Origin of the sequence: Sagittula sp. P11, assembly GCF_002814095.1 — a bacterium.
Taxonomy (GTDB): domain Bacteria; phylum Pseudomonadota; class Alphaproteobacteria; order Rhodobacterales; family Rhodobacteraceae; genus Sagittula.
The window spans coordinates 752,397-765,341 of the sequence record NZ_CP021913.1; the positions used below are offsets into that span (position 1 = coordinate 752,397).

At 66.6% G+C, this 12,945-nt stretch carries 13 protein-coding genes; 7 read left to right on the forward strand and 6 right to left on the reverse strand.

All coding sequences use genetic code 11. The annotated features are described in order from the left end of the window. Positions 1–45: 45 nt before the first annotated feature. Positions 46–363 (reverse strand): TraR/DksA C4-type zinc finger protein, encoded by a 318-nt coding sequence (locus CDO87_RS03665; protein ID WP_100927509.1) that lies wholly within the window; start codon positions 361–363, stop codon positions 46–48. Positions 364–514: 151 nt separating this feature from the next. Between CDO87_RS03665 and CDO87_RS03670 the strand changes: the two genes are divergently transcribed. From CDO87_RS03670 to CDO87_RS03685, 4 genes are all read left to right on the forward strand, one after another. Beyond that, positions 515–1,378 carry an MBL fold metallo-hydrolase gene (locus tag CDO87_RS03670; protein ID WP_100927510.1) on the forward strand — a complete coding sequence of 288 codons (864 nt, stop codon included), beginning with the start codon at positions 515–517 and terminating at the stop codon, positions 1,376–1,378. Between the two features lie 120 nt (positions 1,379–1,498). Then, positions 1,499–1,924, forward strand: coding sequence for a YeeE/YedE family protein (locus CDO87_RS03675; RefSeq protein ID WP_100927511.1), 426 nt, complete (start codon positions 1,499–1,501; stop codon positions 1,922–1,924). Between the two features lies 1 nt (position 1,925). Then, positions 1,926–2,363 (forward strand): DUF6691 family protein, encoded by a 438-nt coding sequence (locus CDO87_RS03680; protein WP_100927512.1) that lies wholly within the window; start codon positions 1,926–1,928, stop codon positions 2,361–2,363. A gap of 9 nt (positions 2,364–2,372) precedes the next feature. Next, entirely contained in the window at positions 2,373–2,798 is a 426-nt protein-coding gene (locus tag CDO87_RS03685; RefSeq protein WP_100927513.1) for a TIGR01244 family sulfur transferase, read from the forward strand. A gap of 64 nt (positions 2,799–2,862) precedes the next feature. Here CDO87_RS03685 and CDO87_RS03690 read toward each other — a convergent pair whose 3' ends face one another. The 5 genes from CDO87_RS03690 to CDO87_RS03710 form a co-directional block, all read right to left on the reverse strand. Beyond that, positions 2,863–4,032: a FliM/FliN family flagellar motor switch protein gene (locus CDO87_RS03690; RefSeq protein ID WP_100927514.1), complete on the reverse strand. Its 1,170-nt coding sequence runs from the start codon at positions 4,030–4,032 to the stop codon at positions 2,863–2,865. Positions 4,033–4,151: 119 nt separating this feature from the next. Beyond that, entirely contained in the window at positions 4,152–6,833 is a 2,682-nt protein-coding gene (locus CDO87_RS03695) for a sensor histidine kinase (protein WP_100927515.1), read from the reverse strand. Further along, entirely contained in the window at positions 6,830–7,207 is a 378-nt protein-coding gene (locus CDO87_RS03700) for a hypothetical protein (protein ID WP_254698321.1), read from the reverse strand. Before CDO87_RS03700 ends, CDO87_RS03695 begins: the two co-directional genes overlap by 4 nt. Next, on the reverse strand, positions 7,204–7,572 hold the full coding sequence (locus CDO87_RS03705; RefSeq protein WP_100927516.1) for a response regulator transcription factor: 369 nt from the start codon (positions 7,570–7,572) through the stop codon (positions 7,204–7,206). The genes CDO87_RS03700 and CDO87_RS03705 overlap by 4 nt, the downstream gene beginning before the upstream one ends. A 148-nt stretch (positions 7,573–7,720) precedes the next feature. After that, on the reverse strand, positions 7,721–9,019 hold the full coding sequence (locus tag CDO87_RS03710; RefSeq protein ID WP_100927517.1) for a helix-turn-helix domain-containing protein: 1,299 nt from the start codon (positions 9,017–9,019) through the stop codon (positions 7,721–7,723). 218 nt (positions 9,020–9,237) lie between these two features. Here CDO87_RS03710 and CDO87_RS03715 point away from each other — a divergent pair, with 218 nt between their 5' ends. The 3 genes from CDO87_RS03715 to CDO87_RS03725 all read left to right on the forward strand — a co-directional run bounded on the left by CDO87_RS03715 (position 9,238) and on the right by CDO87_RS03725 (position 12,941). After that, entirely contained in the window at positions 9,238–10,584 is a 1,347-nt protein-coding gene (locus tag CDO87_RS03715; protein WP_100927518.1) for a substrate-binding protein, read from the forward strand. A 148-nt stretch (positions 10,585–10,732) separates the two neighbouring features. Then, entirely contained in the window at positions 10,733–11,740 is a 1,008-nt protein-coding gene (locus tag CDO87_RS03720) for a branched-chain amino acid ABC transporter permease (protein WP_100927519.1), read from the forward strand. Between the two features lie 4 nt (positions 11,741–11,744). Further along, entirely contained in the window at positions 11,745–12,941 is a 1,197-nt protein-coding gene (locus CDO87_RS03725) for a branched-chain amino acid ABC transporter permease (protein ID WP_100927520.1), read from the forward strand. Positions 12,942–12,945: the final 4 nt, after the last annotated feature.

Consider the following 12,945-nt stretch of genomic DNA (forward strand, 5'->3'; position numbering starts at 1 on the left):
TCGTCCTCCTCTCCTCTCCCACCCGGATCACCGGGAAACGCCGCCTCACCCCGCGGCGCACGCGGCGCAGAGGGGTGTCTCCGGGACCGCATCAAGGCGGGCCGGGTCGATCTCTTCGCCGCATTTCACGCACAGGCCGTATTCGCCGCGGGACATCCGCCCGAGCGCGGCCTGGATTCGTGCAATCTCAGATTGACCGCTGGCGCCGAGTCGCTCAAGCACCTCTTCGCCCTCACGCTCGATCGCCTGGTCGTCCCAGTCCCTGGAGTGCTCCGTCTCGAGCGCGTCCTCGATCCCTTCGAGGCGCACGCCCAGTTCGCGCAAACGGTTGACAAGACGTGTTCTTTTATCGTGATGAGACATGGTCAAGGGCCTCCTCGCCCGCGATGGAAGACTGCCCCGCGCGGACCGTGCCCGCCTTGATACAAATCAACAGGCAGATGGGACTTGAAACACATTCGTTTTTACGTATATGTTCTTCCAGACGCCAGGGAAGTCCTCAGGAGATGTACCCATGAAACCCGAAGTGACCGCCTTTTTCGACGAGGCCACCAATACGATTTCCTATGTCGTTCGCGATCCGAACGGCAAAGCCTGCGCCGTGATCGACAGCGTGCTGGACTTCGACTATTCCTCCGGCCGCACCGACACCCGGTCCGCCGACGCGATCATCGCCTTCGTGAAAGAGAAGGGCTATGACTGCCAGTGGCTGCTGGAAAGCCACGTGCACGCCGACCACCTCTCTGCCGCGCCCTACATCCAGCAGCAGCTGGGCGGCAAGATCGGCATCGGCGACCGGATCACCGTGGTCCAGGACACCTTCGGCAAGGTGTTCAACGAAGGCACGGAGTTCCAGCGCGACGGCTCGCAGTTCGACAAGCTCTTCGTGGAGGGCGACAGCTTCCACATCGGCCAGTTGCGCGGCGACGTGCTGCACACGCCGGGCCACACGCCCGCCTGCCTGACCTATGTCATCGGCGACGCGGCGTTTGTCGGCGACACGCTGTTCATGCCGGACTTCGGCACCGCGCGCTGCGACTTCCCGGGCGGTTCGTCCGAGACGCTGTACGACTCGGTCCAGAAGATCCTCGCCCTGCCGGACGAGACCCGCATCTTCGTGGGCCACGACTACAAGGCGCCCGGCCGCGACGACTACGCGTGGGAGACCACGGTGGGCGAGCAGAAGGCGCTGAACGTCCACGTCGGCGGCGGCAAGTCGAAGGAGGACTTCGTGTCCATGCGCGACAGCCGCGACGCCACGCTGGCCATGCCGAAGCTGATCATCCCGTCGCTGCAGGTGAACATGCGCGCGGGCCAGATGCCCCCGGCCGACGAGAAGGGCGACGTCTTTCTCAAGGTGCCGGTCAACAAGCTCTGACCGGCTGAGCCACCGCCTTCCCCGTCCGTGCGCATGCGCCGGGCGGGGACGACAGACCACTTTGTATCACGCCCCGATGCGAACCGGGGCGCCCCCTACGCACGTCAAGGAAACGCACACATGCCCATCGACTGGATTTGGGGCCTGATCGGCGGATTGCTGATCGGCACCGGAGGCGCCGTCTACCTCCTTGGAAACGGCAAGATCATGGGAGCCAGCGGGATCATCGGCGGACTCGTCGATGGCTCGGGCCGCTCGACCGCCTGGGAACGCATCCTGTTCCTGGCCGGGGTCGCCGTGACCCCGATGCTGCTGATGCCGTTCTACCGCGAGGTGGACACGCACATCACCGACAATTTCCTCGTGCTGGCGATTGCCGGCCTGCTGGTCGGTGTCGGCACGCGGATCGCCAACGGCTGTACCTCCGGTCACGGGGTCTGCGGCATGTCCCGCCTGTCCATCCGCGGCTTCGTCGCCACGGCCTGCTACATCCTCGCCGGCGGTGTCGGCGTGATCGTCTTCCGCCACTTTCTTGGAGTGATCTGACATGCTCCGACACCTGATCGCCCTCATCGCAGGCAGCCTGTTCGGCGCGGGCCTGTTCATCTCCGGCATGACCGACACCGCGAAGGTGCAGGGTTGGCTGGACGTCTTCGGCGCATGGGACCCCACGCTCGCCTTCGTCATGGGCGGCGCGATGATCCCCATGGCGCTGGCCTGGATCGTGCGCAACCGCCGCACCACCGCCCTGACCGGCGCGCCGCTTCCGCCGCCGCCGTCGAAGGAGATCGACAGCAAGCTGATCCTCGGCTCCCTGCTGTTCGGGGTCGGCTGGGGCCTCGCCGGGCTTTGCCCGGGGCCGTCCATCGCGTCGCTGAGCTATGGCGGGGCGGGTCTGTACGTCTTTGTCGCGGCGATGCTGACCGGCATGGTCCTTGCGCCGGTGCTGCGGGCGCGGCTGGACAAGCCCGTTCCGGCGGAATAATGCTGCGTCATGACACCGCGCATTCTCACCGACAACTACCACGTGTCGCCGCAGATCTCCCCCGAGGATGCGGCGGCCATCCGCGACGCCGGCTACGTCATGGTGCTGGACAACCGGCCCGACGCAGAGGTGCCGCCGGAGTTTCAGACCGACGCCATGCGTGAGGCGATGGAAGCGGCGGGCCTCCGGTTCGAGGCCCTGCCCCTGACCCACCAGACCATGAACGCCGAGAACATCCTGGCGCAGGCCGATCTTGTGGCCAGCGCCAACGGTCCGGTCCTGGCCTACTGCGCCTCCGGCACCCGCTGCACGGTGATCTGGGCGCTCGCCAACGTCGAGAGCATGGGCACCGATGCCGTGCTGGAGACAGCGGCGCGGGCGGGCTACGACATCTCCGGCCTGCGCCCGACGCTGAACGCGCTGGCCGAAAAGTAGACACGACCTGCCGTCCGGGCGTTTCCGGGCGGCGGTTTCATTTGGTCGCCTGACGGCCCCGAGATCACTCGTTGAAGTCGATCTCCATCGGGGCGGTGGCGAAACCGCCGAAATCCTCCTCCTCCCCTTCTCCGCCTTCGGACATGACGCTTTCGAAGTCGAAGTCGTTGCCGTCGCCGAAATCCATCGGCGGGAGGTCGGGCAGATCCTCCGACATGCCGTCGCCCATCGCGGGAAAGTCGGGAAGATCCGAAGCTCCGTCCCCTGCCCCGGGCAGCGAGAGCTGGCCGCCCCCGAAATCGCCGCCGAAATCCGCGCCCGTGTCGGCGGCGGCGCCTGCCGGTGCGGCAAGTGCGGCGGGTCCCAGCACAGGCCATGTCAGCCGCACCGCGCGGGCACCGTTCAGCTGGCCCATGCGCCCCTTGGCCACCATGTGACCGCGCCCGGCAAGGATCTCCACCCGGTCGAGCGCGTCCTTCGACAGCTTCAGCACGTCACCTGGTTTCAGCGCCTGCGCGCGCGACAGGGGCAGCGTGATCCGCGAGAGGACCGCGTCCAGCCGGGCCGGGACGCGGTCGAGGATCGCGGCATGGGGGCCCGGCGCATCGGCCCCGTCCTGCGCGGAGCTCCGGGGGTTCGGCTTGCGTTCGGGCAGGATGAGGCTGAGGCTCCCCTTCCGGCGTCCGAGCGCAAGGTCGACCTGCGCCCGGAACGCACGGTAGCCCGCCGCGTCGAGCAGCAGGCCGGCGGAGCGGGCGTCCTCCAGCATGACGCCGAAGCGGAAGCCCTGAAGCATCTCGCCGATGGGGCTGTCGGTCAGCGCGCCCGCCATGCTGTGCAGCGTGCCGTCGATCAGCGGGGCGATCATGGCGGCGTCGGTCTGGGTCAGGATGCGGTCCTCGTCCACCGGCATCTGCGTGACCTGAAGGATGGTCTGCACCTCCACCACGCCGGTCAGCACCTGCCGGTCGACGGAGGCAAGGCCGATCGCCCCGTCCGGCCCGTCGAGCAGCACGAGCAGGTCCTTGGGGGACAGCCCTGCGATCACGCCGTCCTGGTCCAGCGATTCGACGGTGACCGACTGGGTGACGAGCGCGAGATCCCACATGACGTCGGCGGTGCGCGACAGGGCGCGCCTGAGCGCCTTTGCAGGCGACATGCCGCGTGCCTCGAACGCACGCTGTGCCGCTTGCGCCTTCTGGCCCAATACGTCGTCTCGTGCCCCGTCAGCCATATAAGGTTGCGTCCGTCATCAACTGCCTCCGCCCCTCCTTATCTGCGGATTTGGTTACCAACCGCTTTAACGAAGTGTTTTTTGGCAAGTGCAGAAAGAAATCGCCGCGGGTGCTGCGGCTATTGCGCGGCCATCTGGCGGGACATCGGCAGATCGACGCGGAAGGCCGCGCCGCTGTGGTCCTGCAGGTAAGTGATCTCGCCCCCGAGCCGCGCGACGATCTGGCGGCAGATCGCAAGGCCCAGCCCGGCGCCGCCGGCCTTCTGGTCGCTGACCCGGGCGAATTTTTCGAAGATCACGTCGCGCGCCTCGGGCGCCACGCCGGAGCCGTTGTCGATGAAATCGACGTGCAGCCGGTCGCCCGATCCGTGTACCCGGATGCGGAGTTCCGGGGCTTCGGCGTCGCAGTACTTTCGGGCATTTGCGACAAGGTTGATGAACACCTGGCTCAGCCGTTCGAGGTCGGTGTTCAGCCAGACCTGTTCGTCCGGTGCGTGCCGGATGACCTTCAGCCTTGCGCCGTCGTCGGCAAGGGCTGCGGCCACCGCACGGTCGATGACGTCCGACAGCCGCCCGCCGGTCACGTTCAGGCTGACCTGCCCGTTCTCCAGCACCGAGAGGTCGAGCAGGTCGTCCAGCAGGCGCGTCAGGCGGATCGCCTCCTCGTAGATGATCGAGGCATAACGGTTCTGATCGGCGCGGCTCAGGCCCTCGGCATCGCGCAGGATCTCGGAGAACGCGCGGATCGAGGTCATGGGCGTGCGAAGCTCGTGGCTGATCTGGCTGAGAAAGGCATCCTTCTGCACCGAAAGACGGGTCAGCTTGTCGTTGGCGGCGCGCAATTCGGCTGCGGTGCGCGACAGCTCGCGCGACTGGGTTTCGAGCCGGGCGGAATACTCCATCATCTGCGCGGTCTCGTCGGCCACGGCCATCAGGTCCTCGACCGAGACGGCCATGCCGCCGACGATCTGCCCCACCATGGCGTGCGCCGTCGCCGCCCCCACGGACCCGGACAGCGTGCGTTCGAGCCGTTGCAGGAACTCCGGCGTGGGCGCCGGGAGCTGGCCTTCGGACCCCTGCCGTTCGGCCTCGCGCCGGAAGAGGTCGCGGGCGTCCTGCGCGCCGAGTATGCGCTGCGCCATGATCATCAGGTCCTCGGTCTGCGCAGTGCCGTGCAGCCAGCTGCGGGCGCCGCCCTGCGCCTGCTGGATGTTGACAAACTGCGCACCCTGCAGCCGTTCGAGCGGCGAGGGAAAGGAGAAGACCGAGACCACGAAGAAGGCCACGGTGTTGAGCGTCAGCGACCAGAAGACCGCATGCAGCAGCGGGTCCATGCCGGTGATGCCGAAAAGCGCCTCGGGCCGCAGCCAGCCGATGCCAAGCGGCCCTTGTGCGAACCATGCCTCGGGGACGAGCGTCCCGGCGCCCAGCGACGGCAGGTAGAGGGTGTAGAGCCATGTGGCGAAGCCGAAGGTCAGCCCGGCCAGTGCGCCGCTGCGGGTCGCGCCCCGCCAGAAGATGCCGCCCAGCATGGCGGGCAGCACCTGCGCGACGCCGGTAAAGCTGACGAGGCCGATGGTCGCCAGCGCCGCGCCGCCGCCCGACAGCGCGTAGTAGAGGTAGCCCAGCAGCAGCACGCCGCCGATGGACAGGCGCCGGGACAGCAGGACAACGTTGCGCACGTCGCCCGAGACGGAGGCGGTGCCGCGCCGGAGCTCCAGCCAGATCGGCATGACGATGTGGTTCGACACCATGGTCGACAGGGCGATGGCCGCGACGATCACCATGGAGGTCGCCGAGGAGAAGCCGCCAAGAAAGGTCAGCAGCGCCAGCCCGTTCTGGCCCTGGCTCAGCGGCAGGGTCAGCACGAAGAGGTCGGGGTTGGCGCCCGCGGGCAGGTGCGTCATGCCGATCACCGCGATGGGCATGACGAAGAAGCTCATGAGCATCATGTAGAGCGGGAAGGCCCATGCGGCGGTGCGCAGCTGCGCGTCGTTGTCGTTTTCGACCACCAGCACCTGAAACATGCGCGGCAGGCAGAGGAAGGCCGCCGCCGACAGCAGCATCAGCCCGGCCCAGCGTCCGCCGTCGACCTCCCACTGTCCGAGGTCGGAGGCGTCGATGCGGGCGAGCGTCTCGGACACGCCGCCCGCCATGCCCCAGACCACGAAGCTGCCGACGGCGAGGAGCGCGGTCAGCTTGACCACCGCCTCGACCGCGATGGCCATGACGACGCCGTGGTGGCGTTCGTTCGAGTCGAGATTTCGGGTGCCGAAGATGACGGTGAAGACCGCGAGCCCCACGGCCACCCAGAAGGCGGTGGTGTCCGCCCGACCGTCGCTGCCGGCATCGAGCCGGGTGAAGACCTCCACCGAGAGGGTGACGGACTGAAGCTGCAGCGCGATGTAGGGGGTCGTGCCGACGACGGCGAGGATGGTGACGCCCACACCAAGCAGGTTGGACTTGCCGTAGCGCGAAGAGATCAGGTCGGCGATGGAGGTGATACGCTGCGAGCGGGCGATGCGCACCAGCTTGCGCAGGATCCACCACCAGCCGATCATCACGAGGCTGGGGCCGAGGTAGATCGTCAGGTACTCGAGCCCGGTGCGCGCCGCCGATCCGACCGCGCCGTAGAAGGTCCAGCCGGTGCAGTAGATCGAGAGCGACAGCGTGTAGACGACCGGAGAGCGCAGCCACGCCCCCCGCCCCCGCGCCGCCGACCGTTCGGCAAAGAAGGCCACGCTGAACAGCAGCGCCACGTAGGCCAGCGAGATGGCCGCGAGCGCGTTGAGCGTATTCACCGGCGCGCCTCCGGGCGGTCCGGGGCGCTGTTGCGCCTGATGGCGAGGATCAAAAGGCCGGTGGCCGCGGGCAGCGCCACCCACACCGAGAAGATGTAGATCAGCGCCTGCGAGGTGGGGACCGGCTCATCCGTGCCGCGCCACAGGAGCGGCAGCCACCACAGCACGAGGCCGAGGAAGGGCAGCCCGCAGGCGGCATCGACCATGCGGCGGCGGCGGAAGGTCTGGCGCTCGACGAACTGGGGCATCCGCCGGGGCATCGGCGCGGTGTAACGGTATTCGGGACTGTCGAGCGACGTCGGAGGCCATGTCTCGGACGCGGAGCGCTGCCGCCCCTCGGGCGGTCCCTCCTCCGGCCCGCGTCCGGTGGTCATGTCCCCGAGAGCGACCGCACCGCGTCGAGCACCTCGGCGTTCGAGAACGGCTTGGTCATGAACCGGCTGGCGCCCGCGCGTTCGGCCATCTCGCGGTCCTTGGTCTGGCCGCGGGCGGTGAGCATCAGGATCGGCAGCGACGCGAAGGCCGCGTCCTCGCGCAGTTCGCGCAGGATCTCGTATCCCGACCGGCCGGGCAACATCGCATCGAGTATCACCACGTCGGGCGCACGGTCGCGCACGGTCTGCACCGCCGTCTCGCCATTCGAGTGGGAAAACACCTGCCACCCCTCACGCGCCAGAATGAACTTGATCGCCTCGATGATGTTCGGTTCGTCTTCGATCAGAAGAACCTGTCCGTTCATGCCTCACCCCTTACCTTGCCGGCCCCAGGGACTGGGTCCTCCCCCCGCAAGTGAGACGATTGTATGACTTTTACAAACCGGGTGTCAAAACGCCTTTGCCCCGCAAGAAAGAAAATTGCGCAGAGAGCAGGTCAGCCATGCGTTCGTTTCAACGGGAGGAGAGGATCGACGGCTCCCTCCGGCCCGGGCAGGCGCTGCGCGAACAGATGCGGCAGGAGGCGCCGACCTCTTCCGGGGCGGCGTGGTCGCGGTCAGGCGGGGCGAGACGCACCATCATGTGCGACTCGTAAAGCGGATCGGCATTGACGGCGAGGCCCCCGGTCAGCGTGGCCTGCGCATCGGCCCAGATCACCGCGTTGGCGCGGCCCATCTGCACGAGCGGGGCGGTCAGCACGACATGCGGCCGGTTCAGTGCCTTGTAGAGCGGCCAGAGCGGACAGGCCGCCCCGAAGCGCGGCATCGGGAAATCGGGCAGCGGCTTGCGGTACGACAGCACGCCCGAGCCGTCGCAGATCGCCAGCCCCACGGGATCGGGCAGGATCTCCTCGGGCATGGCGGCGAGGCGGCGCATGATGCGGGCGGGTTCGGCATGAAGATCGCGCGCGAGGGCCACCGGGTCGGGGCCGTGGCGGTCGATCGCGGGGCGCAGCACGTCGATGGGCAGGGCGCGGGCGTCCTCTGCGTAGCGTTCGAGCCAGGGGCGCAGCAGCGCACGTGCCGTTCCGGACATGCGCTTGCCCAGCCGCGCGAGGGCGGCGGCGGTGTCGGCGTCGCTTTCGAGTTCGGGAACGTGATGCCCCGCGGCCTCCAGCGCGGTGTCCAGCTCCTCCTGCGGGGTGCCGGTCTCGGTCGCCTGCGCGTTGTCGGCCTCCAGATAGGTGACGAGGCCGCGCGAGGTTTCGGCAAGGCGGCCCGAGTCCTCGTAGATGTTGCGGTGAAAGCGGGCCTGCCATTCCTGGTCGATGTCGCCCGGTTCGGCGAGGATCGAGGCGGCGGAGCGGATCGCTGTCACGGTCGAGAGCATCTCGTGCAGGGAGGCGGCAAGCTGCGGGTCGTGGGTCATGCGGTCGGTCAGCACCTCGACGGAGCGTTCGAGCTGCTGCACCCGGGCTCGCGTCGCGACGAGCAGGTCGGCCCAGCCGGGAAAGCGTCCGGCGAATTCGTCGGTCCGGTCAAGCTCCGCACCGGCGTCGGGCAGGTCGGAGGCGGCCTCCCGCAGGCCGGCGATCAGCGCAGCCCCTGCCCCTTCGGTCAGATGCGTCGGTTCAACCGACAGCGCGTCGGCGATTTCGAGCAGCAACTTCCCGCCGATTCTTCGGCGATTGTGCTCGATCAGGTTGAGGTAGGAGGCAGAAATCCCGGCAATCTTTGCAAGCTCTGATTGTCTCATGCCCTGCGCGATCCGCTTTTCGCGAATCCGCGATCCTGTGAGCGTGTCCCTTGGCATGGCCGTTCCCTTGCGTAATCAAGCACTTTCTGCGCCGCGACATAAACGAGTTTACAGTATATCACGGTCCACTTTTCAATAATTGACAAAAAAAGCCTTAGGGAAAAGGGAGTTGTTGCGCGATTTTCCGCTGTCACCCCATAGTACCTTTGCACAATGGTGCGCGCCGCCGCGTTGAGGAGCGCAGGCGACGCATTTCAAAAAAATGGGAGGAATTAATGTCCAAAACCGATCTGACTCGCCGTGGCGTGCTCCGGTCCGGTGCCATCGGCGGCGCCGGTCTTGCGCTTCCGACGATCTTCACCGCGTCCTCGGCCTCCGCGTTCACCAACGAGCCGACCGGCGACACCGTCACCCTTGGTTTCAACGTTCCGCAGACCGGCCCCTATGCCGACGAGGGCGCGGACGAACTGCGCGCCTACGAACTGGCCGTCGAGCACCTGAACGGTGGCGGCGACGGCGGCATGATCAACACCTTCTCGTCCAAGGCGCTGGAAGGCACCGGCATCCTGGGCAAGAAGGTCGAATACGTGACCGGCGACACCCAGACGAAATCGGACGCCGCCCGCGCATCGGCCAAGTCGATGATCGAAAAGGACGGCGCCATCATGATCACCGGCGGTTCGTCGTCGGGCGTGGCGGTCGCGGTGCAGGGTCTCTGCCAAGAGGCGGGCGTCATCTTCATGGCGGGCCTGACCCACTCCAACGACACCACCGGCAAGGACAAGAAAGCCAACGGTTTCCGTCACTTCTTCAACGCCTACATGTCGGCCGCCGCGCTGGCGCCAGTGCTGAAGAATCTCTACGGCGAGGACCGCAAGGCCTACCACCTGACCGCCGACTACACCTGGGGCTGGACGCAGCAGGAATCGATCGCCGCGGCGACCGAGGCGATGGGCTGGGAAACCGTCGAGAACGTGCTGACGCCGCTGGCGGCCACCGACTTCTCCTCCTACATCGCGCCGGTCCTGAACTCGGGCGCCGACGTACTGGTGCTGAACCACTACGGCGGGAACATGGTCAACTCGCTGACCAACGCCGTGCAGTTCGGCCTGCGCAACAAGGAAGTGAACGGCAAGAACTTCGAGATCGTCGTGCCGCTCTTCTCGCGCCTGATGGCACGCGGTGCGGGCGAGAACATCAAGGGCATCGTCGGCTCCACCAACTGGCACTGGTCGCTGCAGGACGAGGGGTCGAAAGCCTTCGTGAAGTCCTTCGGCACCAAGTACGGCTTCCCGCCGTCGCAGGCCGCGCACACCTGTTACGTGCAGACGCTGCTTTATGCGGATGCCGTTCAGCGCGCCGGTTCGTTCAACCCCTGTGACGTCGCAGCCGCGCTGGAAGGCTTCGAGTTCGACGGCATGGGCAACGGCCCGACCCTCTACCGTGCCGACGACCACCAGTGCTTCAAGGACGTGCTGGTCGTGAAGGGCAAGGAGAACCCGACCTCCGAGTTCGACCTCCTGGAAGTGGTCGAAGTCACCCCGGCCGCACAGGTCACCTACCCGCCGGACCACCCGATGTTCGCCGGCGGCCAGCTGGGTTCGTGCAACCCGGGCGCGTAACGAGTGCGAAAGGGGGCGTGGCGACACGCCCCCGACAGCATCGCGGCCCCTTCCCGGCTGCACCGGCACTCTGACTTTGTCGCTTTCTCTTTTCGCCCTCTGACCGCGCGTCGGAGGCTTCTCCACACTCAATGCAAAGGTGGGGTCCATGGACGCAATCCTGCTTCAAATTCTAAACGGGCTCGACAAGGGCTCGGCCTATGCGCTTATCGCGCTCGGCCTGACGCTGATCTTCGGCACGCTCGGCGTGGTGAACTTCGCGCACGGTGCGCTGTTCATGATCGGCGCCTTCTGCGCCGTCACCATGCAGCGGCTGTTCGGCCTGTCGTTCGAGACGGTCGATCCCGGCAAGACCGACTTCCTCGGCAACCCTATGAAGGTCAAGACGCCCTACCTGGAGGCCTGGTTCGGCCCGGACGTGGGCGGCGCGCTGATCGACTGGTCGGTTCCGCTGGCGATCCTGCTGGCCATCCCGGTCATGCTGATCATCGGCTACGTGATGGAGCGCGGGCTGATCAAGCACTTCTACAAGCGTCCGCATGCCGACCAGATCCTCGTGACCTTCGGCCTGGCCATCGTGCTGCAGGAGCTGATCAAGCACTACTACGGCGCCAACCCGATCCAGACCCCCGCCCCCGAGGCGCTGGCCGGTGTCGCGCAGCTACTGCCCGGGGTGGTCTACCCGATCTGGCGGATCGTCTACTTCTGCTTCGCCGTTCTGATCATCGGCGGCGTCTTTGCCTTCCTGCAGTTCACCACCTTCGGGATGGTCGTCCGCGCCGGCATGGCCGACCGCGAGACCGTGGGCCTTCTGGGCATCGACATCGACAAGCGGTTCACCCTGATGTTCGGCATGGCCGCCGCGGTGGCGGGCCTCGCGGGCGTGATGTACGGGCCGATCAACGCGCCGAACTATCACATGGGGATGGACTTCCTCGTGCTGTCGTTCGTCGTGGTCGTGGTCGGCGGCATGGGCTCGCTTCCGGGCGCCGTGGCCGCCGGGTTCCTGCTGGGCATCCTCGAGAGCTTTGCCTCGACGACCTGGGCCACCACCACGATCCCCGGCATCAACCAGATCATCATCTACCTGGTCGCCATCATCATCCTGCTGACCCGTCCGCGCGGTCTGATGGGACGCAAAGGCGTGATGGAGTAAACCTATGTTCGGACTAGACAAAAAAGACGGCACCCTGCTGATCATCGTCGCCATTCTGACGATGTGCGCCCCCTTTATCCTGAACCCCTTCCCCGCCAACAGTGCCATGGCGCAGTTCAATGCGGGCTACCCGGACCTGATGCAGAGGTTCGTGATCTTCGGGATCTTCGCCATCGGCTTCAACATCCTGTTCGGCCTGACCGGCTACCTGTCCTTCGGGCACGCCGCCTTCCTCGGCGTGGGGTCCTATTCGGCGGTCTGGATGTTCAAGCTGCTCAGCATGAACATCCTTCCGGCGATCATCCTGTCGGTCATCATCGCGGGACTCTTCGCGCTGGTCATCGGCTTCGTGTCGCTGCGGAGGTCGGGGATCTACTTCTCGATCCTGACGCTGGCCTTCGCGCAGATGTCCTTTGCGCTGGCCTACTCGGTGCTGACGCCCATCACCAACGGCGAGACGGGCCTGCAGGTGACGCTGGACGATCCCCGCATCCTCGGCGTGTCGGCGACGGCCGACGGGTCCATCCCGGTCACCAACCTCTTCGGGCTGGAGATGCGCGCCGCCTACGACATGGCTGTGGGTCCATGGTCCTTCACCTTCTCGGCGGGCTACTACGTCTGTGCGGTGATCCTGCTGGTCGCCTTCTACCTGTCGATCCGCATCTTCCGCTCGCCCTTCGGCATGATGCTGCGGGCGATCAAGTCCAACCAGACGCGGATGAACTACACCGGCCTGAACCCGAAGCCCTACACGCTGGCGGCCTTCGTCATCTCCGGCATGTACGCCGGTCTCGCAGGCGGTCTGCTCGCGGCGATGGACCCGCTGGCCGGGGCCGAGCGGATGCAGTGGACCGCCTCCGGCGAGGTGGTGCTGATGACCATCCTCGGCGGTGCGGGCACGCTGATCGGCCCGGTTCTGGGCGCCGGCATGATCAAGTACTTCGAGAACATCTTCTCGAAGATCAACGAGGCCACGCTGCACGGCTGGTTCGACTTCCTGCCCGAGCCGCTGGAAAACGCCACCGTGTGGGTGCTGGAGCACTTCGTGGGCGCGGGCTGGCACCTGACGCTGGGCGTGATCTTCATGCTCGTCGTGATCTTCCTGCCCGGCGGGCTGGTCGAGGGCGGACAGCGTATCGGACGCCTGTTCGGACGCAAGAAGGCGGCCACCAAGGCCACCGAAACCAAGCCTGCCGAATAAGGAG